The sequence below is a fragment of the Paenarthrobacter sp. NPDC092416 genome (assembly GCF_044755025.1).
Lineage (GTDB): Bacteria > Actinomycetota > Actinomycetes > Actinomycetales > Micrococcaceae > Arthrobacter.
Genome location: NZ_JBIVQG010000003.1, coordinates 159,761 through 185,327, shown reverse-complemented (window position 1 = coordinate 185,327; position 25,567 = coordinate 159,761). Strand labels below are relative to the sequence as shown.

The following is a 25,567-nucleotide window of genomic DNA, read 5'->3' as shown; positions in this document are numbered from 1 at the left end:
ACCGCTGTGTGCCTCCGGCTGTTTCCCCCATTGTTGTTGCGTGGTTGGCTGGCGCCTCGATGTAGTCGAAGTCCAGACCATGCCCGCCAAGCCGTAACCGTTTAGGTGTGGCGTGGGTCATAAGAAGCAGGTTAGTTCAGATTGAACAGGTGTTCAAGGCTTGCGAATGAACAAATGTTCAAGAATAATGCGTGCGCATTCATCGCTGGTTGATTCCCACGTCCGGTTGCCCGCGCGAGGGCGCGGAAAACGCCGGTGGGGTGCTGGCACCCTTCACCGGTGTTTTCGATCAACGGCTGCTGCCCCCTGCTCAGGCAAGGGACAAGCTAAAGTCCACCTCCGCCGTCGTGTCATCCGTCCGGCTGGCCCGGATGGGGTCCGCCTTAATGAGATCGGCACAGCGCTCACCAATCATCATCACGGTGATGTTGGGGTTCACGGTGACGTGTTCAGGCATGACGGAGGCGTCGGCCACACGTAGTCCGGTCACGCCCTTGACCCGTAGCTCGGGATCCAGTGGTGACATCTCGTCGCCCACCGGTCCCATGCGGACTGTGCCGACGGGGTGGTAGACGGTGTTGTGCGTTTTGCGGATGTAATCCTGCAGTTCCTCGTCGGTCTGCGCCTCGATGCCAGGGGAGAGCTCCCTGCCGGTCCATTCAGCCATGGCCGGCTGCGCGGCGATTTCCCGGGCCTTGCGGATACCGGCGACCATGACGCGCATGTCGTGCCCCTCCGGATCAGTGAAGTAGCGGGGGTCGACCATGGGCTTGTCGCGGAAGTCCCTGCTACGCAACCGAACGGTCCCGCGGGAACGGGCGTGGGTGACGTTCGGCGTGAGGCTGAAGCCGTTCTCCGTGGTGGGGTAGCCGTACCGCAGGGTGTTCATGTCGAAGGGCACGGAGCCGTAATGCATCATCAGGTCCGGGCGGTCCAAACCCTCTTCGGTGGGGGTGAAGATGCCGATCTCCCACCACTGGGTAGAGGATTGCACCATCGGCTGCTTGGCCTCGAACTGCACCACGCCTTCCGGATGGTCCTGCAGGTGCTCGCCAACGCCGGGGGAATCCACCAGGACGTCGATGCCGTGCTGCTCGAGGTGCGCCGCGGGGCCGATCCCGGAGAGCATGAGGAGCTTGGGCGAATCGATGGCGCCGGTGGACAGAATGACCTCGCGATGCGCGTTCAGCCTGTGTGTCCGGCCGAAGGCCGAGTCCACGACGTCGACGCCGGTGCAGCGCTTGTCTGCGTCGAACACCAGTTGGCGGGCCCGCAGGCCGGTCAGCAGCGTGAAGTTGTCGCGATCCACGATGGGGTGGATGTAGGACACCGAGCTGGACGAGCGCGTCCCGTCCGAGCGGCGATTGATCTGGAAAAAGTTGGCGCCGTTGACCACGGTGGTGCCGTCATTGAACTTTGCGCGGGGAATGCCGGTCTGCTCGCAGGCATCAAGGAGCGCTACGCCGGCGGGATCCGCCGCGGGCACATTCATCAGGTGCACCGGTCCCGAGCCGCCATGGTGGGGTGCGTCCGGGCCTGCGTCCTCGTTGGTTTCCAGCCGCTGGTAGAGCGGCCAGGCGGTGGCAGCGTTCCATCCGGTGGCGCCGTACTTGGACTCCCACTCGTCCAGGTCTTCGCGCGGGGCCCAGAAGGCGATGCAGGAGTTGTGGCTGGAGCAGCCGCCCATGACCTTGGCACGCGAGTGGCGCATAAACGAGTTGCCGTTTTCCTGCGGCTCGATCGGGTAATCCCAGTCGTACCCTGACTCCAGCAGTTCCATCCAGCGGTCCAGCTGCAGGATCTCCGGCAGGCCGCGGTCATCCGGTCCGGCTTCAACCAGCGCTACTGTGACGGCAGGGTCCTCGCTCAGGCGGGCGGCCACAGCGGCCCCGGCAGATCCTCCGCCAATGACGATGTAGTCGAACCCGCGCTCGCCGAGGTTCTCAATGTTGTCAACGTGCATCTATTTCTCCTTGCTGTGGTCAGCGAACCAGCCGGTCACCTGTGGGTTGGTGTTCTGGTAGATGTGCTTGGCTTCCTGGTATTCACCCAGTCCAGTGGGGCCCAGCTCGCGGCCAACGCCGGACTGGCCGAAGCCGCCCCATTCGGCCTGCGGAAGGTAGGGGTGGTAGTCGTTGATCCAAACGGTGCCGTGCCGCAACCGGCCAGCTACCCGTTGGGCCTTGCCGGCATCCTGGGTCCAGACGGCGCCGGCCAGTCCGTAGATGGTGTCGTTCGCGGTGGCCACAGCTTCGTCTTCCGTGCGGAAGGTTTCCACCGTCACCACCGGGCCGAAGGCTTCATCGACCACAACCGACATTCCCCGTTGGACGCGGTCCAGGACGGTCGGCTGGTAGTAGAACCCGGCGTCGTACGTTTCCCCTTCAGGTGCCGCGCCGCCGCACCGCAACCGCGCACCTTCCGCAACGCCACGCTGGACGTAGGCATCTACCTTCTCGCGGTGGGCTGCGGAAATCAGCGGTCCGGTTTCGGCAGACTCATCGAAGGGGCCGCCGAGGCGGATGTCCTGTGCCCTGCGGACCAGTTCGTCCACGAAGCGCTCGGCGATGGATTCCTCCACCACCAGCCGCGCCCCGGCGGAGCAGACCTGCCCTGAGTGCACAAACGCACCGTTCAACGCATTGTCGACGGCGGCGTCGAAGTCAGCGTCGGCAAACACGACGTTGGGGTTCTTGCCGCCGAGCTCCAGCGCCACCTTTTTCACGGTGCCCGCAGCGGCCGCGGCAATACGCTTGCCGGTTTCCAGGCCGCCTGTAAAGGAGACCAGGTCGATGTCAGGGTGCTCCGAAAGGGGTGCGCCCGCTTTGGCTCCGGGGCCTGTCAGGAGGTTGGCGACGCCGTCCGGCAGGCCAAGGTCCTTGAGCAACTGCATGGCAAGGATTGCCGTGGACGGGGTCAGCTCGGCGGGTTTGAGGACGAAGGTGCAGCCTGCGGCCAGCGCGGGAGCGATCTTCCACGCTGCCTGCAGCAGCGGGTAGTTCCACGGCGTGATCAAGCCGCAGACACCAACGGGCTCGTAGACGATTTTGCTCACGACGGCGTTGTCCCCAGCGTCGACTACGCGGCCTGCGGACTGCCCGGCGAGCCGTCCGAAATACTCGAAGCAGGCAGCGATGTCGTCGATGTCGATGCGGCTTTCGATGATTCGCTTGCCGGTGTCCAGCGATTCAGCGCGGGCGAACTTCTCCCGGCGTTCACGCAGTTCCGCGGCGACCTTCAGCAGGAACGCACCGCGCTCGGGTGCCGGGACAGAGGACCAGACGCCGGAGTCGAAGGCTGCACGAGCTGCCGAGATGGCGCGCTCGGCATCTTCGCGACCGGCCTCGGAAACCGTGGCGACCAGTTCGCCGTCGGCCGGATTGTGGATCTGGCGCACCGCGCCGGACGCGGCCGGCTCCCACGCGCCGTTAATGAAGAGAGTGGATGCGGAATCGGAGAATGTGGCTTGGGTCATACGATGCAGATTAGTTCATCTTGAACATCTGTTCAAGGGTAATTATGAACAAATGTTCAATCCTGGTTGCTGTGTTCCGGTGCCGGAGCCTGACTCACATGACCCCGTCCCGGTCGGAAATCGAGTACTACAGTGGATACATGGCTGCCAGCCGCAACCCGCTCGACGACCTGCGCGAAACCATCGGTCACCTGGCCGATCAGCTCAGGCTGCACGGTTCGGAGCGAGTTGATGACCTGGTGGGCGATCTCATGGGTGCGAGGCCCGGGCCGGCCCGGCCGCTGTCCGAGGTGCAGGCAGAGCTCGACGCGCTGGTTGGACTGGAGACCGTGAAGGAACAGGTGCGGGCGCTCGTCGCACTGCTCCAGGTCCAGGCCCGCCGTAAGGCGCACGGCCTGCCGGAGGTCGCCACATCACAGCATCTGGTGTTCCTTGGGAACCCCGGCACGGGCAAGACCACCGTGGCGCGGCTCCTGGCAGAGATGTACCGCGCGGTGGGTCTCCTGCAGAAAGGCCACTTGGTCGAGGTGGACCGTTCAGGCTTGGTGGGGCAGTACGTCGGCGCGACCGCCATCAAGACGGACCGGGTGATCCGGCGCGCCCTGGACGGCGTCCTGTTCATCGACGAGGCCTACGCGCTGGCCCCGGAGGACGGCCGGATGGACTTCGGCCCGGAGGCGATCGAGGTCCTGCTCAAGCGGATGGAGGACCACCGCCACCGCCTGGTGGTGATCGTGGCCGGATACCCTCGGCTCATGGAGTCCTTCCTGCTCTCGAACCCCGGACTGCGGTCCCGGTTCGCCCGCGAGATCACGTTCCCCGACTACTCCGTCGACGCACTCCAGACGATCTTCCATCAGATGCTGGCCCAGCACGAATACACGCTGGAGCCCGGTGCGGACCAGATAGTGCGCCGCATCTTCACTGGGCTCCACGCGAGCGAGGACTCCGGCAACGCACGCTTCGCCCGCACGCTGTTCGAGCAGGCGCTCAACCGCCAGGCGCTGCGGCTGTCGCGCGACAAGGAACAAAGTCTCGACGCGCTCGATCGTGAGGCGGTCATGACGCTCACCGGAGGCGACATCGTCGAGGCCGCGCTGGCTTTGGGCGAGGAGCCGGAACCGGAACCGGCGCCGGAACCGGAGCGGTCACCCTGGTGGCGCTGGCTGGTCTGACCGGATCTGCGGTGGCTCGCGGCGGTAGCCCGCATCAGGCCTTGGAACCCGGGCTGCCGCGTGCCTTTCACGTTTGGAATGGTGGCAAAGTTCAGCGCGAAGGGGCGAAAGCGATCTGCTCCGTGCGGGCAATGCCTCGCTCGATAGCTGCCTTGTCTATGCCCAGGAGCGTGGTGAGCCACATGCCGTTTTGCACAACGACCACGTCGGCTGCCCGCTCCCTGCATTCCTCAGGGGAAAGCCCTGAAACGGCATTCCCGATCAGCGCCGCAAGCCCCTGGAGATATCTTTCAAAGGCTGCGGCATTGATCTGCGCAAAGTCCTCATGTGCCTGGGCGAGCGCCCACAGGTGGAGGCGGAGGGACAGGTATCTGGTGGTCAGGAGTTCCGGGTCCGCTACGCGCCGGAGAGCGTCCCGGAGTTGCTCGTCCGGGGTTGAGGTCGGCGTCGGCTCCACCAGCAGGAGGTCGTGCTCTTCGATTTGGTGAAGCACCGCGCGAATCAAGCTCGATTTGTCTTCGTAATAGTAATTCACGAGCCCCAGTGCGACGCCGGCTTCGCGCGCCACAGCGCGCATGTTGATACCCGAAATGCCGTGGCGGGACAGAAGTTCCAGGGCCGCTTCTAGAATGCGCGTTTGCCTGTCAACCTGTTCGCCGGACTTTACGGTGCTTGTACCCATTCGGCCAGACTATTGCCAAACCCGGATCAGCGCATCTCGACCGCCTACAGGTTCTTCTCCGCGTACTCCCGCAGCGCATCGCGTACGAAGGTGGCTCCCGATTCCCCGCCGTAGTTGACCGCAAAACGCGGATCGGCAACGTACATTTCGCCGAGTCCGGTGACGTAGCCCTTCACATCGCCGCCAGGAACGGCCGTCGGGGTTCCGGGGATCCCGCGAAGCCATTCGACGTGCCGCCTGGCCAGGTCCTGGGCTTCGGCGCTGTCCGGTGAAACTCCGGATTCGGCAGCTGAAATCCAGTCGCTGCCAAGCTTCCGGGAGCGATCCTTCCACTGCTGCTTTTCGTCCGCGCTCATCCCACGCCACCACGCGTCACTCTTCGCGTAGGCGTCCTTGCCCCAGCGCTCCTCCACCTCGTCCTTGTACTGAGTGTGGTCGAAGCCGTCAAACATATCTTGTGCCATATGCTTTCCATCCCCTTTCAATGTCTCAATGGTTTGCCGCACCGACGCGATCTGCCGCGCCAGGCGATCCTGCTCCTGACCAAGCCATTCCAGATGGCCGCTCAACGCCTTGACGGTGTCGGTCTCCCGGGCAAGCACATCGGCAATCGCAGGCAGGCCCAGCCCAAGCTCCCGGAGCAGGAGTATCCTCTGGAGCTGCACCAATGCCGGCCCGTCGTAGTAGCGATAGCCGTTGTGACCGGTCCTGCTTGGCCTCAGTAGCCCAATGTCGTCGTAGTGACGCAGCGTGCGGCTGGTAGTCCCCGCCATCTTGGCGATTTCCTGGATCGACCAGTCCATGGGTCCTCCGTCCTGGCCCTGTCCTTCCGGGCTTGTCCTTTGACAGTAATGGTTGACGTTACGTCAAGGTCAAGGGACTGGATTGGCGGAATCAGTCGGCCAGGATCAGGGATGTGAGAGAACATTCGGTCAGGACGGTTGGGATGTGAGTGAGCATCCGGTCAGGACGGTTGGGACGTGAGTGAGCATCCGGCCAGGACGGTTGGGATGTGAGAGAACATTAAAGTCCGACGGCGGGTGCGGACTTCCCGAAAAGTCCGCACCCGCCGTCGGGCGCTAACAGAAGGTGCTAGGAGAGCGGGGTGACGTACGCTCCCGAGATTCCGCCGTCCACCAGGAACGTGGATGCCGTGATGAAGGAAGCGTCGTCACTGGCGAGGAACGCCACGGCAGCGGCCAGCTCTTCCGGCTCCGCAAAGCGCCCCAAAGGCACGTGGACCAGACGACGGGCAGCCTTTTCCGGGTCCTTTGCGAAGAGTTCCTTCAGCAGGGGAGTGTTCACTGGTCCCGGGCACAGGGCGTTGATGCGGATACCCTGACGGGCGAATTCGACGCCGAGTTCGCGGCTCATGGACAGCACGCCACCCTTGGAGGCGCTGTACGAAATCTGGGATGTTGCCGCTCCCATGACAGCCACGAACGACGCTGTGTTGATGATGGAGCCCTTGCCCTGCTCCTGCATGTACGGGATGGCGTACTTGCAGCAGTAGTAAACGGACGTCAGATTGACTTCCTGGACCCTGCGCCACGCGTCGATTCCTGTGTCCAGGATGGAGGCGTCGTCTGCGGGGGAGATGCCGGCGTTGTTGAAGGCGATGTCGACGCTGCCGTACGTCTCTTTGGTCTGGGCGTAGAGGTTGCGGACTTCTTCTTCGCTGGTCACATCCACCTTGACGAACAGGCCGCCAACCTCGGCTGCGGCGGCAAGACCGGAGGTCGGTTCGATGTCTGCGATCACTACGTTGGCGCCCTCGGCAGCCATCCGGCGCGCGGTGGCCAGGCCGATGCCGCTGGCTCCTCCGGTGATGACTGCGCTGCGGCCGGCGAGACGGTTGGAAACTACTGCTTGCATGGTTGCTCTCCTATGAAATAAGTGGGAAAAAGTTCAGGCGGACTGGGTGGAAATGAAGACGTTTTTGACCTCGGTGAAGGCATCCAGGGCATCGGGTCCGAGTTCACGGCCCAGCCCGGATTGTTTGAAGCCACCGAACGGCGTGGAGTAGCGGACCGAGGAATGCGAGTTGACCGACAGGTTCCCGGACTCGACCCCACGAGCCACGCGAAGCGCACGGTCCACCTTGGACGTCCAGATCGAGCCGGACAGCCCATACTCGGTGTTATTGGCGATCCTTATGGCGTCGGATTCGTCATCGAAAGGCACGACGGCGACTACCGGACCGAAGATCTCGTCGGTGAACGAGGGCGCGTCCAGGTCAGGCGTCAGCACTGTGGGCGGGAACCAGAAGCCTGGTCCTTCTGGCGCCTTGCCCTGGAAGGCGACCGGGGCGCCGTCGGGCACAAATGCCGAAACTGTGCGGAGCTGCTGAGCCGAAATCAGCGGGCCCATGGACGTGGCCGCGTCGGCCGGGTTCCCGACGGTCATGCCCAAAACTTCGGGCTCCAGAAGCTCCAGGAAGCGGTCATAGACACTGCGTTGCACAAGGATCCTGGAGCGTGCGCAGCAGTCCTGGCCGGCGTTGTCGAAGGCACCACTCGGGGCGGCAGCAGCGGCGAGCTCAAGGTCGGCGTCGTCGAAGATGATGTTGGCGCTCTTGCCGCCAAGCTCCAGCGTCACCCGCTTCACCTGATCGGCGCAGCCGGCCATGATCTGCTTACCAACGCCTGTGGAACCGGTGAAAACCACCTTTCGCACGGCGGGGTGGGTGACGAACCGCTGGCCCACCACAGATCCCTTGCCCGGAATGACCTGGAAAACACCATCAGGAATGCCCGCTTCAAGTGCCAGCTCGCCAAGACGGATGGCGGTCAGCGGAGTGACCTCCGCCGGCTTGAGCACCACCGTGTTGCCGGCCGCCAACGCTGGGGCGAAACCCCACCCCGCAATCGGCATGGGGAAATTCCACGGCACGATCACGCCCACCACGCCCAGCGGCTCATGGAACGTCATGTTGACGCCGCCCGCCACAGGAATTTGGCGGCCGAAGTGCCGTTCCGGAGCGGCGGAGTAGTAATTAAGGACGTCGCGGACGTTCCCCGCCTCCCATCGCGCGTTGCCAATGGTGTGCCCAGCGTTGCGCACCTCCAGTTGCGCGAGGTTTTCAAGATCGCGGTCGACGGCGGCGGCGAACCGGCGCAGCAGCAGCGCCCGGTCCGCGGGAGCCACGGCCCGCCACGATTCGTAGGCTGCAGCTGCCTTGGCGATGGTGGCATCCGTTTCTGCCAAACCCGCAAGTTGAACCGTCTGGAGTACTTCCTCGGTGGCCGGATTGATCACATCAAATACGGTTGCGGTCATGCGGGGGACATCGCTTTCATGGTTGCGGACTGTTCGGATCGGTAGCTTGCGGCGGCTTCCACGAAACCGCGGAACAGCCTGAGATCGCTGGCGTTTTGTTCGGGATGGAACTGGACACCAAGCACCCACCCGCCTTCCGTTGTTTCGAGCGCTTGGACCAGTCCGTCGTCGGATCGGGCCGTGACACGGAGAGTGTCTGGCACAGAGTCCATGGCCTGGTGGTGGTAGCAAGGCGACGTGGCTGATGCGCCGAGAAGGTCATGGATCAGGCTGCCCGGAGTGGTTGTGATCGCAGCCTCACCGTAGACTCCCGGAGCCGGCTGGCAGTTGCTTTCCGGGTGAACATCGGGGATGTGCTGGATCAGTGTTCCGCCTAAAACCACGTTGAGGAGTTGCGCGCCACGGCAGATGGCGAACAGCGGGAGATCACGGTCCAATGCGTCCCGTATGAGGGCCGAATCGTGCCTGTCCCGCAGCGGCTGCGGTTTGGTGGCTGGGTGCGGCTGTTCGCCGTAGAGGGAAGGATCGACGTCGGGACCTCCCACCACGATCAGGCCATCCACGAGGTCCAACACCGACTCGTCTGTGCCCAACGGAGGCAGCAGAATCGGCGTCGCCCCGGAGGCGACCACTGCCTCCACGTACTTTCCCGGAAGGATTGCCGCCGTCGTATTCCAGACGCCCCAGGAGGCCTCCTGGAGGTAACTGGTGAGCGCGATTCGCGGGCGGTAGGTTTCAGAGACGTTCGAAGCCACGGACCCGCTCCCAATCTGTGATGGCGCTGTCGTAAGCGGTGAGCTCAACCTTGGCGGCGTGGACGTAGTGGTCCACCACGTCGTCGCCGAACGCCTTGCGCGCAATGCTGCTCTCGGCCAGGAGGTCCCGCGCGTCCCGCAGCGTAGTCGGCAGCCGTTCCGCATCGGATTCGTAGGCGTTGCCCTTGGTGATTGCCGGCAACTGGAGATCGTTCTCGATCCCATGAATGACGGCGGCGATCATGGCCGCAACGGCGAGGTACGGGTTGACGTCGCCGCCGCCCACCCGATTCTCCGTGCGGAGGCCACGGCCGTGACCCACCACGCGGAGCGCGCAGCTGCGGTTGTCCAGCCCCCAAGCGATCGCCGTTGGGGCGAAGCTGCCCTCCACGAATCTCTTGTAGGAATTGATGTTGGGCGCCAGGAAGTAGGCGAGTTCGCGCAGCGCCGCCAGTTGACCCGCAACGAAGCGTTCCATCAAGGGGCTGAAGCCGTGTTCGCCGTCGCCCGCCAGTACGGGGTTGCCGTCCAAATCGGTGAGGCTGAAGTGGATGTGGCAGGAGTTGCCTTCGCGCTCGTTGAACTTGGACATGAACGTGATGCTCTTGCCGTGCTGGTCGGCGATTTCCTTGGCCCCGTTCTTGTAGAACGCGTGCTTATCGCAGGCGGCCAAGGCTTCATCGAAGCGGAACGTGATTTCCTGCTGCCCCAGGTTGCATTCGCCCTTGGACGACTCGACCACCAGGCCAGCTGCCTCCATGTTGTTGCGGATGGAGCGGATCACGGGTTCCAGCCGGGCCGTGGCAAGGAGCGAGTAGTCCACGTTGTACTGCGTGGACGGCGCGAGGCCGGTGTAGTTCTTCTGCCAGGCCTGGTTGTATGAGTCATCGAACATCAGGAACTCAAGCTCGGTGCCAACGTGGGCGCGGTAGCCAAGCTTTTCGAGCCGTTCGATCTGCGCTTTCAGGATCTGCCGTGGTGATGCGGCTACCGGCGTCCTGTCTGTCCAGAGGACATCGCACTGCACGATGGCTGTGCCTTCGAGCCAAGGGACCCTCCGGAGTGTTGAAATGTCCGGCAGCATCACCATGTCCCCGTAGCCGGTCTCCCAGGACGACATCGCGTAGCCGTCCACGGTTTGCATTTCAACATCCACGGCGAGCAGGTAGTTACAGCCCTCCGCGCCGTGATCCAGAACGTCTTCAAGGAAGGAACGCGCACCGCAGCGCTTGCCTTGGAGGCGACCGAGCGCATCGGTGATGGCGACGATGACAGTATCGATTTCGCCGCTTGCTACGGCTTCGCGCAGTTCGTCGACGGTGAGCTGCCGGTTACGGCTGGACTCTTGGATGTGGGAATTCATGATGTCTCCGCAGTGTGGTTCTGTGAGTGGATGTCAGGTTCTGCTGGCTGCTACTTCAGCTCGGCCTCGGCCATGGCGAGTTGGGCGAACTCTTCCTCGGGTGCGCCCGCCACGATCCGGTGCCGGCTGTAGAGCCAGTAGTAAAGGAGGGCAGCGGCAAAAATCGCTGCCGTAATGGAAGCGGCAAAGACGTCGACGACGAATGTCGCCACGACTGCCACCGCGGACAGGACCAAGGCAATCGACGTCGTGACGATTCCGCCCGGTGTCCTGTAACCGCGTTCCAGGTTGGGTTCCTTCTTGCGAAGGACGATGTGCGAGAGGTTCAGCAGGACGTAGGAAACCGTGGCCCCGAAGACTGCGATGTTGATGAGCAAGGCACCATCCTGGGTGATGGCCGCAAGGAGGAATCCAATGGTGCCAGGAACGATCAATGCCCAGTACGGGGTGCGCCGTTTGCCGGTGAGGGAGAGCCAGCGGGGGAGGTAGCCTGCTCGGGATAGGGCAAACAGCTGGCGTGAATAGGCGTAAATGATGGAGAAGAAGCTGGCCACCAGCCCAGCCAGGCCCGCGTAATTGATGAAGTCTGCCAGGAAAGTGTTGCCGCCGTAGGCGATGCGCAAGGCTTCCGGAAGTGGATTATCCGACTCGCTCATGGCCTGGGACCCAGCTGCCCCGGGTACCAGTACCAGCATCAGCGCGCCGAAGACCACCAGGATCACGACAGCGACGATGATGCCCCGTGGCATGTCCCGTTGAGGGTTCGAGGTTTCTTCGGCAGCGAGCGGAACGCCTTCCACCGCCAGGAAGAACCAGATGCCGTAGACCAAGGCCGCCAGGATGCCGCTGATACCCATGGGCAGGAACGCGCTGGAACCGGCGGATCCGTCAGGAACAATATCGAAGAGCCGGGCGGCATCGAATTTCGGAAGAAGGCCAACCACTGCAGCCACCAGCGCCACGGTTGCAACTGCCGTGATGGCAAACATGATCTTCAAGGCCTCGCCAACGCCCCGGATGTGGATGCCGATGAAGATAACGTACGTGACCAGGTAGACCGGCCAGGAATTCGTCAGGCCAAAGAGGCCCAGTGCCTCCACGTAGCCGCCAATGAACGTGGCAATGGCAGCCGGTGCCACCGCATATTCGATCAGTACCGCCATGCCGGTGGCGTATCCGCCCAGCGGCCCCAAAGCCCGGCGGGCGAACGCATAGCCAGCCCCCGCCGTCGGGAGCGTTGAGGAAAGTTCAGCGAGACCGAAAACCATGCAGGTGTACATGATGGCCATGAGCACGAAGGCGATCAGCAGGCCGCCCCAGCCTCCCTGGGCGAGGCCCAGGTTCCACCCGGCGAAGTCGCCGGAGATTACGTAAGCCACCCCCAAGCCGGCCAAGAGAATCCAACCGGCCGCACCCCGTTTGAGGCGCCGATGCTTCAAATACTCGTCCTCGCCGCCGAGCGGCTGGTGCGCTGTTTCCATGCGTGTCCCTAACGTTTGAGGAATGCTTTTGGGAAAGGAGAAGCTGAGGATCGATCGAATCCTAAAGGACTGTTTTCAGTCCAAAGTGTGATTCAAAGTCTGGAGCGTCACATTCCGTACGTCAAGGGTTTTTTCTAAATCTGGCCGGTTTCCGGCGTGTTGGGCGTCTTTCAATGGTCACTTTGATGACCTTTGACTGGGTGTGCAGGTAGCATGAAAGCAGCAGCGTCCCACCGTAGGGGATGCCCGGCGATGTAAGGGGAAACAGCGTGCCGGACTCACCGTTTGGCCCATCATTCTCGATGCTGCGCCCCGTCCGGGGTGGCAACGCGTTCGAGGAAACCATCGAGCACATTCTGCAGACCATCAAGCTCGGCATCTTTGCACCGGCAGAAAAATTGCCCCCGGAACGCGAGCTGGCCGAACAACTCGGTGTCTCGAGGGCAACGCTGCGGGACGCGCTGGGGGAACTGCAGAGCGCGGGCTATCTGGAGGTTCAGCGCGGGCGATACGGTGGAACCTATGTCTCCACGACGGCGGTGCATCGGAAGCCCGACGACGGTCCGCTGGATCCTGCCGAAGTGGAGGACGTGCTGCTGTTCAGGGCCATCATCGAGCCCGCTGCAGCTGCTTTGGCCGCAAAAGCAGACCTGTCGGCAGCAGCCCGGCAGCACCTGCAGGTCTGTTTATCTGAAGTAAGTTCGTCTCCGGCTGAAGGCTACAGGCCCCGGGATGCCCGGTTTCATATAGCGATCGCCGAGTTGTCGGGGTCCGCCAGCCTGGTGAACGCGGTGGCCGAAACGCGGGCGAGGCTCAACGAGCTGCTGGACCGCATCCCTTTGCTCGGAACCAACCTTGAGCATGCCAATGAGCAGCATACGGAGATCGCGGAGGCCATCCTTCGTGGCGATGCGCCGGCCGCGGAGCGGGCCACCGTCGAGCACCTTGAGGGTACGGCTTCACTGTTACGCGGCTTCCTGGCCTGACGCCCTTTCACGTCCCGCGGGTTTTTGGTGGATCCTCTTTCAGGTCCTGCGGGTTTTTGGTGGATCCTCTGTCAGATCCTGCGGGTTTCCGGCCGCTCCCAACCTGACCTCCCGTCGTCGAACGCGTTGCGGTTGCCCCTGTGGGTACAAGCGAAACGCGCCCGACGGCGGTTGGCTGGCTGTATTGGGGGACTCCACCTGGGGCACGCCCTAGTCAGCCAGGATGAGGTAGAGCGCCCGGCGTGTCTCGTCCAGTTTTTCGATGGCTGCTTGGCGCTGCTCTTCGGTTGCCGCCACTCGGAACTGGTGAATGACGCCCATGAGCTTTCCGATGCTCTGGTGGAAAGCCTGGTCGCTTCCGTTGGCGTCCGTGTTCCAGGCGTTGGCCAGCTCTTCCTCATGCTCGGCAACATACGCGCGACCAGCTTCCGTGAGCGTGAATTCCGTACGGCGGCCTTCGCCTACTGCGGTGATGAGTTCTTCATCGACCAATTGCTGCAGCGTCGGGTATACGGAGCCGGGGCTGGGACGCCATGCGCCTGATGTCTTCTCGGCGATGGTCTTGATCAGCCCGTAACCGTTCGATGGCGCTTCAGCCAAGAGGGAAAGAATCGCGGCGCGGACATCGCCCCGGTTGGCTCGTCGCGAACCGCCCGGACCGAAGCCCCTGGGACCGAATCCGCCGGGACCAAAACCTGGTCCAAAGCCGCCCGGACCAAAGCCCCCTCCGCCGTGACCGTGGGGTCCGCGGCGGCCCTTGCCCCTGTTGAATCGACCCCAGGTTTGGCCGTGCTCGGGATGGCCGTGGCCGTGTTCGGGGGAGGTGTTTTCGTGTTCGTGGATGCCTTTCATAGCAGCATCGTCCTTTCGGTTGTTGGTTCACCGAAGTTGTATCGGCGATAGTTAACGATATATCGGTAAATATCGCGACGTCAATACCTGGATTCCTGGTGCGCCAGCGGGATGTGGGTGAGGGTTGCCCGAATGGGGGTGGGATGTGGGTGAGGGCTTCCCGAAAGGGGGTGGGATGTGGGTGAGGGTTGCCCGAATGGGGGCGGGATGTGGGTGAGGGTTGGGGAAAGCACGACGGCGGGTGCGGACTTATCAAAAGTCCGCACCCGCCGTCGTGGTTGGTTCTAAAAAGTAGTGGCTATTTCCACCACGTGTCGAAAATGGTGACCGGAACGGTCCGCTTGTGGCGCGTGCGCACATACTTCTGTTCGATGAGCTGAGCCGCAGCCTCGGGGATGTCGCGGCCTTCGAGGTAGTCGTCGATCTGGTCGTAACGGACCCCGAGTTCGTCTTCGTCGGTGCGGCCGGGCTTGCCGTCCAGGAGGTCGGCCGTAGGGACCTTCTCCCAGACGCGGGACGGCGCGCCGAGTTCGGAAAGGAGCTCTCGGTTCTGGCGCTTGTTCAGGCCGAACAGCGGCAGGATGTCCGCACCGCCGTCGCCGAATTTCGTGAAGAAGCCCGTCACTGACTCTGCGCCGTGGTCGGTACCGATGACCAGGTAGTTGTGCTCGCCCGCCAGGGCGTACTGGGCAATCATGCGTGCGCGGGCCTTGGTGTTTCCCTTGTGGAAGTCTGAAATGGCTGCGCCGGTGGTCTTCTCGAACTCGTCTTCAAAACCGTCAACGGCTGCGGAGATATTGAACGTCCACTCGGTCTTGGCCTTGATGAAGTCCAAGGCTGCCTGGGCGTCATCTTCGTCGTGCTGGATGCCATACGGGAGACGGACGGCAACGAAGTTGGCGTCGACGCCTTCGGCCTCCAGCTCCTCCACTGCCAATTGGGCAAGGCGGCCAGCCAGGGACGAATCGATGCCGCCCGAGATGCCCAGTACGAAGCCTTTCGTGCCCGTTGCCTTGAGGTATTCCTTCAGGAAGGTGACGCGTTTGCGGACCTCCTCTGCAGGGGTGATCCGGGGCTGGACGCCCATTTCGGCAATGATCGTGGCCTGGAGTTCGCGCATGTGTCCAACACTAGTCAGGCGCGTCGCAATGGCTCAACTGTGTTGCGCGCCGCAATCCCCACTGAGTCGCAGTCGGGGCCGTTGTGACGCGTCAAAACCTGATCTGCCCTAATTGGGAACGGGACCCGTTGAGCCCCGGACCGTGAGGTGTGTGGGCATGACCGCCAAGCGGCGGGTGGAGCCGGCGTGGAGCGGATCGAGTTGGGCAAGCAGCATCGAGACTGCCACGCGTCCGGCTTGCTCAATCGGAGAGGCGATCGTGGTGAGCGGCGGGTTGCAGAAGTCTGCACCGAAGATGTCGTCGCAGCCCACAATGCTCATGTCATCGGGCACTCGGATGCCGCGTTCCCTAAGGCGCTGCAGCATACCGATGGCCAGGAGGTCGTTGAACACGATGCAGGCCGTGGCGCCGGTGCGGGCGGCGGCGTCAGCCGCTGCTGCGCCCGAGGTGGTCTTTGGGGTGAACGGTCCCACCCGGGAAGTGGTTAGCCCTCGTTCGCGGCTCTCGTCCTCGAACGTCTTCCAGCGCTTGGCATTGGACCATGACGACGCCGGTCCGCCGACGTAGCAGATCTTCGAGTGGCCCAGCGATGTGAGGTGTTCCAAGGCCTGGACTACTGCGCCGGGGGTGTCGATCATGACGGTGGGCGCATTGGCGGAGGACCTGTTGATGGTGACGATTGCTTGTGACGATGCGGCCTCGAGTATTTGCGCGTCGGTCAGGCGGGAGGCCGCCAGGATGAACCCGTCAGCAGTCCGCTGCATTTTGCGGAGGGTGTCTGCTTCCATTTCGGCGGATTCCTCGGTGTCCACGAGCAACTGGGTGTAGCCGGCTGCTTTGAGCTGGTTCTGGGTGCCCCGGATGATGTCGAAGTAGAACGGGTTGGTCACGTCGGGCACCAGGAGGGCGATGGCATTGGTGCGCCCTGAGCTCAATCCGCGGGCTTGGGAGCTGGGGACGTAATTCAGGGAAGCTGCGGCTTCTTCGATTCGTTCGCGCGTCACCCGGTTTACCCGACCCGGATTGGACAAGGCCCTGGACACGGTGGAAGTTGCCACTCCGGCCAGCTCCGCGACGTCGCGAATGGTTGGAGGGGCCCCTGCCGCGCGGGTCTTTGCGTCTGCCATGGTGACTGGCCTTCCTGAACGTAGGACCCGTCCTGCCTGAGCGGCAGCGGAGCTCCTTGTGAGGCAATTGCAGCATTTATGGCAACTTTTGGCAACCGCTTGCCGCACTGTTTGCCGAATCATAGACTCGAACCCGAAGCCCCTGTGACGTACACCACCACCTGCGGGCTGGGTAACCAAGGAGGAAACAATGAGGTTTGCACCATCAGCAAAGCTGGCCGCCGTGATCGCAGCGGCCGCGTTGGCTTTGACGGCCTGCGGGGGAAGCAGCAGCAGTTCCGAAGGTACTGCCGGTGCCGTGGACGGCGCCGGCAAGAAATTGAGCGTCCTGACTGGCATCAACAACCAGTACCCTGAGCAGCAAAAGGAATGGTTCAAGGACATCGCCGCCAAGTTCAAGGCGAAGACGGGGGCCGATGTCGAATTCGAGACCTTCGCATCCGCCAACGATGAACTGACCCGGATCCAAACGTCGGTAGTTTCGGGCCAGGGTCCCGATGTCTACAGCCTGGGCACCACCTTCACTCCCACCGCGTACGCCACCAAGGCCTTTGTCACTCTCTCAGACGACGATTGGAAGAAGGTGGGCGGAAAGGACCGTTTCAACCCGGCCGCTCTGGGAATTTCCGGTCCGGATGCCGATCATATGGCAGGCATTCCGTTTGTTAGCCGACCGTTCGTCATGGCGTACAACAAGGACATCCTTGCCGCCGCAGGCATCGAAAAGCCGGCCACGACGTGGGACGAGCTCGCCGAGCAGGCCAAGAAGATGACCAACACCAGCACAGGTACCTACGGACTCGCCACCGGGTACAAGGACAACTATGACCCGTGGAAGTTCATTTGGGCCATGTCCATCCAGGCCGGCAACCCCTTGGTGGACGGCGACAAGCTCAAGATGGATGACCCCACGGTCAAGAAGGCGTACGAGACCTACTTCGGCTGGCTGACCAAGGACAAGGTGGTGGACCCGGCCGCAATCGGTTGGAGCAACAGCAACGCCGTAGCCGCCTTTGCGTCCGGCAAGGCCGGATACCTGATGATGACGACGTCCAGTTCCGTACCGACGCTGGATAAGTCAGCAATCGCCGGCAAGTATGCCTACTCCATCATGCCCACCACGGCGCCGGGCGAAACTTCGCCAAAGGGCGACGGCGACAAGGCAGCCAGCATCCTCTCCGGCGACAACGTGGTGGTTGCTGACTACTCCCAGCAGAAGGATCTGGCTTTCGCCTACATTGAGCTCATCACCTCCAAGGACGAACAGCTCAACTACCAGAAGATCTTCGGCGAGCTTCCCGCCAACGCCGAGGCACTGGCATCCCTGACTGACCCGAAGCTCCAGCCGATCGCCGATGCCGCCGGCAAGTCCAAGGCCACTCCGTTCACCGGCGCCTGGGGTGACATCCAGCTTGGCCTCCTGAACGTCACTGTCCAATCCATCCCGGACCTGGCCAATGGTTCCGTGGATAATTCCGCCCTGGAAACCCGGCTCAAGGACGCGCAGTCCAAGGGCCAAGCGTCCCTCGACCGGGCCGCGAAGTCCTAGGCAGGAACCACAATGTCCACTGATTCCTTCAGGGAAATGAAGGCCGTGACCCATCCGGCTGCCGAAAGGCAGCTGTCCCGGTCCGCCACCACAGATCAAGCGTCCGACGGCGGTAAGTCACCACACGCCGGCACCGGCACCGTCCAGCCTTCCGGCAATGGGAAGAAACCAGCCCGGCGCAAGGGCCTCAGCGAGCGCAATCGTCCTCTCTGGATGCTGATCCCCGGCGGGCTGCTGATGCTGGTCATCATTGTGGTGCCGGTACTTCTGGGCATCTACATGTCGGCACTGAACCTGGATCAGTACACGCTTCGCAAATGGATCAGTGCCCCGTTCATCGGTGTCGAGAACTTCGTGGAGGCGCTGACTGATTCGCCTCTCCTGCATTCTGTCTGGTTGAGCGTCAGCTACTCGCTGATTGCCATGGTGGTGACTTTGCCGTTGGGCATCGCGGCCGCCGTGGCCACCCAGAACGCCTTCAAGGGCAGGGCGCTGATCCGGTCAATCTTCTTGATTCCGTATGTACTTCCGTCGTTCGTTGTGGCCACGGTTTGGCGGACAATGTTTCAGCCTGACGGCGTGGTGGATTCGGCCTTGGGTACGTTCGGCATCGACTCCGGGCTGTGGCTCAACGGACCGCAAACCTACTGGACACTGATCCTGGTCCAGATCTGGGCTTCGTGGCCGTTCATTTACTTGCTGGCGCTTTCCGGACTGCAGGCCGTGGACCACGAGGTGCACGAGGCTTCGGCCCTGGATGGTGCTCTGTGGTGGAACAAGCTGCGCTACGTCATCTTCCCCTACCTCAAGGGTCCCCTGGCGCTGGCGTTCCTGATCGGCATGCTGCACCACATCAATAACTTCACGCTCCCGTTTGTGCTGTTCGGCGTACCGGCACCTGCCGACGTCGAAGTCCTTCCCATCCTGACGTACGTGACCAGCTTCCAGAGCTTCCGCTTCGGCCTTAGCGCCGCGATGGCCTTTGTGTCCTTGGTCCTGATTGCCATTCCGTTGTTCATCTACCTGCGCGCCGTCAAGCTGGACGACGCGGAGACGCCAGGAGGCAAGAAATGAGCACGTCAACAACCTCCGTCCGCGGCACGGCCAGCCGAGACACCTCCACCGAGGCGCTGCGACCCGGTTCCAAGCGGCAGCATGAAGTGACCCGACTGCTGCCGGGGCCAATGCTGGCGATCATCCTGACGTTCCTGTCTGCGATTGTGCTGATCCCCGTGGTTTATATTTTCCTGGCCTCAGTGAACTCTGACATCGGCGTTGCCAGTGGAGAGTTCTGGCCGTCCACGTTCTCCCTGGAGAACTACACCAAGATCTGGTCCAGCGTCGGGCTCGCCAAGGGGCTCGGCAACAGTGTGCTCGTGGCAGGGGCGACTGCCATAGTGTCCGCAGGGATGTCCATTTCCATCGCCTACGTGCTGGTCCGGTACCAGTTCCTGGGCCGGCTCACCATTCTGCGAGGGCTATTGGCCCTGCAGTCTGTCCCTGGCACACTCATGGTCCTGCCGGTGTTCGTCCTCTTCTCGTCGGCCGCCAGTTACCTGGGTATTCAGGTCATCGGGACGCAGTGGGGTCTCTTCATCACCTATCTGACCTTCGCGATGCCCTTCTCCACGTGGGTGATGGTCACCTACCTGCGCGGCTTGCCGCGCGAACTGGAAGAGGCCGCAAGGATCGACGGCGCCAGCAACCTTGGCGTTTTGGTCCGCATCATCCTGCCACTCAGCTGGCCCGGTGTGGTGGTTTCGGGAATCTTCGCCTTCCTGCTGGGCTGGAACGACGTCCTGTTTGCCTCGGTCATGACCCGGCCCGAAAGCCAGACTGCCGCGGTGGCACTGCAGATTTTCGGTGCTTCGCAGGAGGGCGGCGCCATCCCGCTGTACGGCCAAATGATGGCGGCTTCGCTCGTTTGTGCGGCACCAGTTGTGATCCTTTACCTGATTTTCCAGCGTTACCTAGTGGGCGGTCTTACCGCCGGAGGAGTTAAGTAGCAATGACCGGTTCAGCAACAGTCGAGTGGACGCTTTCGGGCTTCGGGGACGAAATCGACGATGACCCCGTGCTGCAGATAGCGGTGCTCCAGGCCTTGGGCGCGAACCACATTGAGGTCCGCAGCGCGTGGGGAACCAACATCGTGGACTTGGACAGCGGGCAGCTGGCCGACCTGAAGAAGCTGCTGGACGCCGCGGGCATGGGTGTTTCAGCCATCGCCTCGCCCATCGGCAAAGTGGACGTCACGCTGCCGGTGGAGCACGAAGTTGAGCGCCTGCGCCGCGCCGCGAACGCAGCCCGGGTTCTGGGTGCCCGCTATATCCGGATCTTCTCGTTCTACTACGGCGACGGTGTGGCCGTGGACAGCATCCGCGACGACGTCATTGAACGGATGCGGGCGCTGGCCGCTGTTGCTGAGGAAACCGGTGTGGTCCTGCTGCACGAGAACGAAAAAGACATCTTCGGAGATACCCCGGACCGTGTTCTGGACATCATCGAATCCGTGGCATCGCCGGCCCTGAAGGTGGCCTGGGATCCGGCCAACTTTGTGCAGGTGGGCGTCAAACCGTTCGATGAAGGCTACGCCAAGCTCCGTCCGCACCTCGAGTACCTGCAGGTCAAGGACGCGCGGTTCGCCGACGGCGTCGTAGTTCCTGCCGGGGAAGGCGACGGCGATCTGCTGCGGACCGTCGAAGCACTGAAATCCGATGGCTTTGTGGGTTTCGCGAGCCTGGAACCGCACTTGGCCGGAGCACACGGATTGGGCGGCTTCTCCGGGCCGACAGCGTTCGGGATGGCTGCGCGGGCCTTTGCAAAAGTCGTGAACGAAGCAGGAGTGGAAACCAAGTGAGCACAGAAAACCCGGCAGTCATTAATGTCGCCATCGCCGGATGCGGCACCATTGGCCGAACACACGCCTCGGCAGTCGGCGAGCTGCCGGACCTGCGCGTGACCGCACTCGTCGATGAAATCGCTGAAGCTGCCGACGCTTTGGCCCAAGAGATCGAGGACGGCGGCTTCGCCCGCCCAGCCACCTTCCGTAGTCTGGGCGAAGCGTTCGCAAGTGCCGACGTCGACCTCGTCATCATCGCCACCCCCAGCGGACTGCACATCCAGCAGGCCTTGGAAGTTCTCGACGCCGGCAAGCACGTGGTCATCGAAAAGCCACTCGACGTGAACCTGGACCGTGCCGGCGAGATTGTGGCCGCCGCCAAAGCTGCTGAAGCCAAGGGACTCGTGGCGAGTGTTATCAGCCAGCACCGTTTCGATCCCGCGAGCGTCGTGGTGGACGAAGCCCGACGCGCAGGCCGTTTCGGGCGACTGACGTCAGCGATCGCATCCGTCAGCTGGTACCGCAGCCAGGGCTATTACGATTCCGGCGCGTGGCGCGGAACTTGGGCCATGGACGGCGGCGGAGCCGTGATGAACCAGGGCGTCCACACCGTGGACCTGCTGCTCTGGTTCCTTGGACGTCCGCTTGAAATCAGCGCCAAGACTGCTCTCCTGGCGCACACGGACCTGGAGGTCGAGGACACTGCCGTGGCCACAGTGACGTTCGAATCCGGTGCGCTTGCTGTCCTCCACGCCACGACGGCTGCCTACCCGGGCCTGACGGTCCGTCTTCAGGTGATGGGCAGCAAGGGTTCCGCGGTGATCGACAACGACAACCTGGAGTACTTCCACGCCGCTGGCTCGGATGCAGAGACGGAAAGCGGACCAATGGGCCTTCGTGGTGCCGGTAACCAAGCCGAAGCGGAGCTCGCCAAATTCCCCGAGCTGCCCCCGCAGACCAACCTGGATCCTACGCTGTACCCGGCCGGTCACATCCGCCAGTACCGCGATGTTGTGGACGCCATCCGGGACGGCCGCCCCGCGGGCGTCACCATCCAGGACGCCGTTACGGCCCTGGCCACGGTTCGTGCGCTGTATGTCTCCGCCACGCTGGGCCATCCTGTGCTGATTGCCGACGTCATGGCCGGCAAATACAACGACGTTGAGGTGCGCACCGGCAACGGCCATCTTGAGGAGGTAACGGCATGAAATTCTCAGTATTCTCAGCTTCTACGCCGGAGTGGACCCCAGAGGAAGCCGCCGCCGAGTTGGCGGCCCAGGGCTGGCACGGCATTGAATGGCGCGTCACGGACCAGGCCGACTCCCCGGAGCCGGGCTTCTGGGCAGGAAACAAGGCCACCTGGCCCATGACCGGACTTGAGGACTCGCTCCCGGAGATAGCGCGGCTCACGTCCGAGGCCGGACTTGAGTACTCGGGCTTGGGCGGCTACGCCCGCTGCGATAACCACGACGGCGTCGAGCGGGTTCTTGCTGCGACGGCTGCTTTGGGTGCCCGTCAGGTCCGGGTCAACGTCCTTCCGCTGGGGAACTCGAATATGGGGGGCCAGGAACCCAGCGGCCTGTCCTACCCGGAGCTTTTTGCCGCGACGCGCGAACACTACGAATGGGTGGCGGAACGCGCGGCACACTACGGAGTCAAGGCACTCGTTGAGTTGCACCACGGCACGGTCACTGCCTCGGCTTCATCGGCCCGCCGACTCCTTGAAGGCCTTGATCCGCAGCACGTCGGCGTCATCCACGACCTCGGCAACCTGTTGATCGAAGGCTGGGAGTCACCGCTTCCAGCGCTGGAACTGTTGGGCCCATATTTGGCGCACGTCCACGTGAAGAACGCCCGCTGGGTTCGCACTGATGAGCGCGACGCGGCTGGAGCCGCTGTGTGGGTCAACGAGTGGGCACCCCTCGCCGAAGGGCAGGCGAGTGTCCTGGCCTACTTCAAGGCACTGGCCGAGGTCGGCTATGACGGTTGGGTAACCGTGGAGGACTTCTCCACTGACCTCCCGCTCGCCGAGCGCACGGCAGGGAACCTCGAGTTCCTCCGCCGCACCGCGGACCTGGCCGGACTGACCGTTCACAGCAACGCTGACTCCCTTTGGAAAGGCTGACCATGACCGAATCGCTTGCCACCCACCCTGATCGCCTGCTGCCGGCTGACCCGGGAACCAAGGCCATTGCACGGAATTTGTTGGAGCGGGTCCAGCATTTGCCCATCATTTCGCCGCACGGACACGTTGATGCCGCTGTCATCGAGCAGAACACGCCGTTCCCGGATCCGGCAGCGCTCCTGGTCACACCGGACCACTATGTCACGCGGCTCATCCACGCCTCGGGTGTTCCGCTGGAACAACTCCATGCAGGCGCCGGAGCGCGGGGGATTTGGCGGTCCTTTTGCGAGGCGTGGCCGTTGTTCGATGGCACTGCTTCCGGATACTGGTTGCGGACGCAGTTCGAGACGGTCTTTGGCCTGCAGGGAGAGTTGAGCGCGGAGACTGCCGACGCCAGCTTCGACGCGATCTCGGCAAAGCTCGCTGAGCCGGGATTCCGCCCCCGTGAGCTCTTCAAGGACTTCAACATCGAGGTCCTGGCTACGACTGACGACCCCTTGGACGACCTCGCGAGCCACAAGGCGCTCGCGGCGGATCCGTCCTTCCATGGCAGGGTCGTGCCGACGTTCCGGCCGGACGCGTATCTGAACATCGCGCACCCGTCGTGGGCGGCCAACGTTGAGCGGCTCATTGGAGAAGCGTCCGACGGCGGAACAGGCTACCGCGGGTACCTCACCGCCCTTGAGAATCGCCGACGCTACTTCGTGGAGCACGGGGCTGTCTCCGCCGACCATGGCGTGCGCACTCCTGCAACGCTCAAACTGGACGCCGCCGCAGCTGAGTCACTGTTCGAGTTGGCCCTTGCCGGCAAGGCCACGGCACAGGACAGGGACGCATTCGAAGCGCACATGATGTACCAGATGGCCAGGATGTCAGTGGAGGACGGACTGGTCATGACCATCCACCCGGGCTCCTTCCGGAACCACCACCAGCCCACGTTCGAGGCGTTTGGCGCTGACACCGGCCACGACATTCCCGTTGCTGTGAACTACACCGAGGCCATCCGCCCGCTGTTGCAGGATTTCGGCACGGCAAAGGACTTCCATGTTGTGCTGTTCACGCTTGATGAGACGGTCTTCTCCCGCGAACTCGCACCGCTTGCAGGCTTCTACCCGTCCGTGTATATCGGTGCGCCGTGGTGGTTCCTGGACGCCCCGGACGCTATGCTCCGCTTCCGCTCTGCTGTCACGGAAACTGCGGGCTTCTCACGGACTTCCGGATTCATCGACGACACCCGGGCGTTCTGCTCCATTCCGGCCCGGCACGACGCCTCCCGCAGGATTGAAGCCTCCTTCCTCGCCCGGCTGGTAGCCGAGCACCGCATCAGCGAGGACCGCGCGCACGAGCTGATTGTCGACGTCGTGGATTCCTCACCCCGAAGGGTCTTCAAGCTGTGAGTGGCGAACCGAAACCCTCTGCCGACGTTCCGCGGCTCAACCGCACGGTCAAACCCACCGCGACGCCGCCCGTTCGCATCGTGCACCTGGGCCTGGGCGCCTTCCACCGCTCGCACCAGGCCTGGTATACCCAGCACGCAGGGGACGCCGCCGAGTGGGGGATCGCTTCTTTCACGGGCCGGCGGCCGGACGCCGCAACGGTGCTGGCAGAACAGGACGGCCTGTTCACTGTGGTGGAAAGGTCCGGCGCCGGGGACTCGTTCGAGGTCATCGGCAGCATCGTTGAGGCCGTTGATGGTGCCGACGTCGGACGGTTGGCTGAGCTGGTGGCCGCACCGGAAACGGCCATCATCACACTCACCATCACCGAGGCAGCCTACGCGGCGGACCTGTCTGTCGCAGTTCAAGACTCGACGCCGTTGGCCCGTTTGGTCGCCGCCCTCGCCGCCCGCAGGACGGCGGCCGCCGGGCCGATCGCCGTCGTGAGTTGCGACAATCTGGCCGAGAACGGGACCGTGGCGCGGCACGCTATTGGTGCCATTGCCCTGGCCGTGGATCCGGGCCTGGCTGCCTGGATCGATGCGAATGTCAGCTTCGTCAGCACTTCGGTGGACCGCATCACGCCGCGGACCACCACGGCCGACCTCGCCCTGGTTGCCAGCGCGTGTGGTTACAGGGATGACGCGGCCGTGGTCACCGAGCCCTTCCACAACTGGATCCTGAGCGGCGACTTTCCCGCGGGCCGGCCGCGCTGGGAGGACGCCGGGGCCGTGTTCGTGGACGACCTTGAGCCGTACGAGAACCGGAAGCTTTGGCTGCTGAACGGCGCGCACTCCATCTTGGCCTACGCCGGACAGATCCGCGGCCATTCAACGGTGGCCGAAGCCCTCTCCGACGACGTGTGCAGGGACGCCGTTGAAGCATTCTGGGATGAAGCGGCGCAGCACCTTAGCGGTGACGCGCTTGGCATCCCCGCCTACCGGGATGCCCTGGTGGAACGCTTTGGCAACTCCCGGATCGCCCACCACTTGACCCAGATCGCCATGGACGGAACCACCAAGCTGCGGATGCGCGCCTTGCCGGTCCTGGCCGCCGAACGCGCTGCGGGACGCTCCGGGGACGGCGCCGCCCGGATGATTGCGGCCTGGACCGCGTACTTGTCCTCAACAGCTGATTTCCACGACCCGCTCGCCGCCGACATCAGGGAAGCAAAGACTCTCGACGGCGAACCTCGCACCGCGGCACTGTTGGCGCTTCTCAGCCCTGAGCTGGCCAACGATCCTGCCCTTGTCGCCCAGATTCACCGGCTGCAGGACTCGTTGGCCGCCACCATTTCCCACGCTTAGACCCCCACTGGCTCC

The 25,567-nt window shown here is 63.2% G+C and carries 22 protein-coding genes; 10 read left to right on the top strand and 12 right to left on the bottom strand.

What is annotated here, in order from left to right:
• Positions 1–310: 310 nt before the first annotated feature.
• Both ACIQC5_RS08595 and ACIQC5_RS08590 read right to left on the bottom strand, forming a co-directional pair.
• Positions 311–1,963: a GMC family oxidoreductase gene (locus ACIQC5_RS08595; protein ID WP_400280485.1), complete on the bottom strand. Its 1,653-nt coding sequence runs from the start codon at positions 1,961–1,963 to the stop codon at positions 311–313.
• Positions 1,964–3,475: an aldehyde dehydrogenase family protein gene (locus tag ACIQC5_RS08590; protein ID WP_400280483.1), complete on the bottom strand. Its 1,512-nt coding sequence runs from the start codon at positions 3,473–3,475 to the stop codon at positions 1,964–1,966. It abuts the gene before it with no gap.
• A gap of 140 nt (positions 3,476–3,615) precedes the next feature.
• Here ACIQC5_RS08590 and ACIQC5_RS08585 point away from each other — a divergent pair, with 140 nt between their 5' ends.
• On the top strand, positions 3,616–4,650 hold the full coding sequence (locus ACIQC5_RS08585) for an AAA family ATPase (RefSeq protein WP_400280898.1): 1,035 nt from the start codon (positions 3,616–3,618) through the stop codon (positions 4,648–4,650).
• Positions 4,651–4,741: 91 nt separating this feature from the next.
• Here the strand turns inward: ACIQC5_RS08585 and ACIQC5_RS08580 are convergent, their stop codons facing one another.
• From ACIQC5_RS08580 to eat, 7 genes are all read right to left on the bottom strand, one after another.
• A complete protein-coding gene (locus tag ACIQC5_RS08580; protein ID WP_400280481.1) occupies positions 4,742–5,332 on the bottom strand; it encodes a TetR/AcrR family transcriptional regulator in 591 nt (196 codons plus the stop codon).
• Between the two features lie 44 nt (positions 5,333–5,376).
• Entirely contained in the window at positions 5,377–6,135 is a 759-nt protein-coding gene (locus ACIQC5_RS08575; protein ID WP_400280479.1) for a MerR family transcriptional regulator, read from the bottom strand.
• A gap of 289 nt (positions 6,136–6,424) precedes the next feature.
• Positions 6,425–7,207, bottom strand: coding sequence for a 3-oxoacyl-ACP reductase (locus tag ACIQC5_RS08570; protein ID WP_400280477.1), 783 nt, complete (start codon positions 7,205–7,207; stop codon positions 6,425–6,427).
• 33 nt (positions 7,208–7,240) lie between these two features.
• Entirely contained in the window at positions 7,241–8,611 is a 1,371-nt protein-coding gene (locus ACIQC5_RS08565; protein WP_400280475.1) for an aldehyde dehydrogenase family protein, read from the bottom strand.
• The gene (locus ACIQC5_RS08560; RefSeq protein ID WP_400280473.1) at positions 8,608–9,366 is read right to left on the bottom strand and encodes a gamma-glutamyl-gamma-aminobutyrate hydrolase family protein; all 759 of its coding nucleotides are present in this window, start codon (positions 9,364–9,366) and stop codon (positions 8,608–8,610) included. The genes ACIQC5_RS08565 and ACIQC5_RS08560 overlap by 4 nt, the downstream gene beginning before the upstream one ends.
• Positions 9,347–10,729 carry a glutamine synthetase family protein gene (locus tag ACIQC5_RS08555; protein WP_400280471.1) on the bottom strand — a complete coding sequence of 461 codons (1,383 nt, stop codon included), beginning with the start codon at positions 10,727–10,729 and terminating at the stop codon, positions 9,347–9,349. Before ACIQC5_RS08555 ends, ACIQC5_RS08560 begins: the two co-directional genes overlap by 20 nt.
• 50 nt (positions 10,730–10,779) lie before the next feature.
• Positions 10,780–12,210, bottom strand: coding sequence for an ethanolamine permease (gene eat / locus ACIQC5_RS08550; protein WP_400280469.1), 1,431 nt, complete (start codon positions 12,208–12,210; stop codon positions 10,780–10,782).
• 269 nt (positions 12,211–12,479) lie between these two features.
• Between eat and ACIQC5_RS08545 the strand changes: the two genes are divergently transcribed.
• Positions 12,480–13,196, top strand: a complete 717-nt coding sequence (locus tag ACIQC5_RS08545) for a FadR/GntR family transcriptional regulator (protein ID WP_400280467.1) — start codon at positions 12,480–12,482, stop codon at positions 13,194–13,196.
• Positions 13,197–13,406: 210 nt separating this feature from the next.
• Here ACIQC5_RS08545 and ACIQC5_RS08540 read toward each other — a convergent pair whose 3' ends face one another.
• The 3 genes from ACIQC5_RS08540 to ACIQC5_RS08530 all read right to left on the bottom strand — a co-directional run bounded on the left by ACIQC5_RS08540 (position 13,407) and on the right by ACIQC5_RS08530 (position 16,296).
• A complete protein-coding gene (locus ACIQC5_RS08540) occupies positions 13,407–14,048 on the bottom strand; it encodes a PadR family transcriptional regulator (RefSeq protein ID WP_400280465.1) in 642 nt (213 codons plus the stop codon).
• Positions 14,049–14,346: 298 nt separating this feature from the next.
• Entirely contained in the window at positions 14,347–15,168 is an 822-nt protein-coding gene (gene nadE / locus ACIQC5_RS08535) for an ammonia-dependent NAD(+) synthetase (RefSeq protein ID WP_400280463.1), read from the bottom strand.
• A 108-nt stretch (positions 15,169–15,276) separates the two neighbouring features.
• Positions 15,277–16,296 (bottom strand): LacI family DNA-binding transcriptional regulator, encoded by a 1,020-nt coding sequence (locus ACIQC5_RS08530; RefSeq protein WP_400280461.1) that lies wholly within the window; start codon positions 16,294–16,296, stop codon positions 15,277–15,279.
• A gap of 190 nt (positions 16,297–16,486) precedes the next feature.
• Between ACIQC5_RS08530 and ACIQC5_RS08525 the strand changes: the two genes are divergently transcribed.
• The 8 genes from ACIQC5_RS08525 to ACIQC5_RS08490 are packed head-to-tail and all read left to right on the top strand — an operon-like array spanning position 16,487 to position 25,552.
• Positions 16,487–17,845 carry an ABC transporter substrate-binding protein gene (locus tag ACIQC5_RS08525; RefSeq protein WP_400280459.1) on the top strand — a complete coding sequence of 453 codons (1,359 nt, stop codon included), beginning with the start codon at positions 16,487–16,489 and terminating at the stop codon, positions 17,843–17,845.
• 12 nt (positions 17,846–17,857) lie between these two features.
• The gene (locus ACIQC5_RS08520; RefSeq protein ID WP_400280457.1) at positions 17,858–18,919 is read left to right on the top strand and encodes a carbohydrate ABC transporter permease; all 1,062 of its coding nucleotides are present in this window, start codon (positions 17,858–17,860) and stop codon (positions 18,917–18,919) included.
• Positions 18,916–19,851 carry a carbohydrate ABC transporter permease gene (locus ACIQC5_RS08515; RefSeq protein ID WP_400280455.1) on the top strand — a complete coding sequence of 312 codons (936 nt, stop codon included), beginning with the start codon at positions 18,916–18,918 and terminating at the stop codon, positions 19,849–19,851. The genes ACIQC5_RS08520 and ACIQC5_RS08515 overlap by 4 nt, the downstream gene beginning before the upstream one ends.
• A gap of 2 nt (positions 19,852–19,853) precedes the next feature.
• Positions 19,854–20,702 (top strand): sugar phosphate isomerase/epimerase family protein, encoded by an 849-nt coding sequence (locus ACIQC5_RS08510; RefSeq protein WP_400280453.1) that lies wholly within the window; start codon positions 19,854–19,856, stop codon positions 20,700–20,702.
• Positions 20,699–21,892 carry a Gfo/Idh/MocA family protein gene (locus ACIQC5_RS08505; protein ID WP_400280451.1) on the top strand — a complete coding sequence of 398 codons (1,194 nt, stop codon included), beginning with the start codon at positions 20,699–20,701 and terminating at the stop codon, positions 21,890–21,892. The genes ACIQC5_RS08510 and ACIQC5_RS08505 overlap by 4 nt, the downstream gene beginning before the upstream one ends.
• Complete coding sequence (locus ACIQC5_RS08500) at positions 21,889–22,809, top strand: sugar phosphate isomerase/epimerase family protein (protein ID WP_400280449.1); 921 nt, start codon at positions 21,889–21,891, stop codon at positions 22,807–22,809. The genes ACIQC5_RS08505 and ACIQC5_RS08500 overlap by 4 nt, the downstream gene beginning before the upstream one ends.
• 2 nt (positions 22,810–22,811) lie before the next feature.
• Positions 22,812–24,206 carry a glucuronate isomerase gene (uxaC, locus tag ACIQC5_RS08495; protein WP_400280447.1) on the top strand — a complete coding sequence of 465 codons (1,395 nt, stop codon included), beginning with the start codon at positions 22,812–22,814 and terminating at the stop codon, positions 24,204–24,206.
• A complete protein-coding gene (locus ACIQC5_RS08490) occupies positions 24,203–25,552 on the top strand; it encodes a mannitol dehydrogenase family protein (protein ID WP_400280445.1) in 1,350 nt (449 codons plus the stop codon). Before uxaC ends, ACIQC5_RS08490 begins: the two co-directional genes overlap by 4 nt.
• Positions 25,553–25,567 lie beyond the last annotated feature (15 nt).

Excerpts from the sequence above, each read along its gene's own strand:
- ACIQC5_RS08595 (WP_400280485.1), bottom strand. The coding sequence starts at position 1,963 with ATGCACGTTGACAACATTGAGAACCTCGGCGAGCGCGGGTTCGACTAC.
- ACIQC5_RS08590 (WP_400280483.1), bottom strand. The coding sequence starts at position 3,475 with ATGACCCAAGCCACATTCTCCGATTCCGCATCCACTCTCTTCATTAAC.
- ACIQC5_RS08585 (WP_400280898.1), top strand. The coding sequence starts at position 3,616 with ATGGCTGCCAGCCGCAACCCGCTCGACGACCTGCGCGAAACCATCGGT.
- ACIQC5_RS08580 (WP_400280481.1), bottom strand. The coding sequence starts at position 5,332 with ATGGGTACAAGCACCGTAAAGTCCGGCGAACAGGTTGACAGGCAAACG.
- ACIQC5_RS08575 (WP_400280479.1), bottom strand. The coding sequence starts at position 6,135 with ATGGACTGGTCGATCCAGGAAATCGCCAAGATGGCGGGGACTACCAGC.
- ACIQC5_RS08570 (WP_400280477.1), bottom strand. The coding sequence starts at position 7,207 with ATGCAAGCAGTAGTTTCCAACCGTCTCGCCGGCCGCAGCGCAGTCATC.
- ACIQC5_RS08565 (WP_400280475.1), bottom strand. The coding sequence starts at position 8,611 with ATGACCGCAACCGTATTTGATGTGATCAATCCGGCCACCGAGGAAGTA.
- ACIQC5_RS08555 (WP_400280471.1), bottom strand. The coding sequence starts at position 10,729 with ATGAATTCCCACATCCAAGAGTCCAGCCGTAACCGGCAGCTCACCGTC.
- eat (WP_400280469.1), bottom strand. The coding sequence starts at position 12,210 with ATGGAAACAGCGCACCAGCCGCTCGGCGGCGAGGACGAGTATTTGAAG.
- ACIQC5_RS08540 (WP_400280465.1), bottom strand. The coding sequence starts at position 14,048 with ATGAAAGGCATCCACGAACACGAAAACACCTCCCCCGAACACGGCCAC.
- nadE (WP_400280463.1), bottom strand. The coding sequence starts at position 15,168 with ATGCGCGAACTCCAGGCCACGATCATTGCCGAAATGGGCGTCCAGCCC.
- ACIQC5_RS08530 (WP_400280461.1), bottom strand. The coding sequence starts at position 16,296 with ATGGCAGACGCAAAGACCCGCGCGGCAGGGGCCCCTCCAACCATTCGC.
- ACIQC5_RS08525 (WP_400280459.1), top strand. The coding sequence starts at position 16,487 with ATGAGGTTTGCACCATCAGCAAAGCTGGCCGCCGTGATCGCAGCGGCC.
- ACIQC5_RS08520 (WP_400280457.1), top strand. The coding sequence starts at position 17,858 with ATGTCCACTGATTCCTTCAGGGAAATGAAGGCCGTGACCCATCCGGCT.
- ACIQC5_RS08515 (WP_400280455.1), top strand. The coding sequence starts at position 18,916 with ATGAGCACGTCAACAACCTCCGTCCGCGGCACGGCCAGCCGAGACACC.
- ACIQC5_RS08510 (WP_400280453.1), top strand. The coding sequence starts at position 19,854 with ATGACCGGTTCAGCAACAGTCGAGTGGACGCTTTCGGGCTTCGGGGAC.
- ACIQC5_RS08500 (WP_400280449.1), top strand. The coding sequence starts at position 21,889 with ATGAAATTCTCAGTATTCTCAGCTTCTACGCCGGAGTGGACCCCAGAG.
- uxaC (WP_400280447.1), top strand. The coding sequence starts at position 22,812 with ATGACCGAATCGCTTGCCACCCACCCTGATCGCCTGCTGCCGGCTGAC.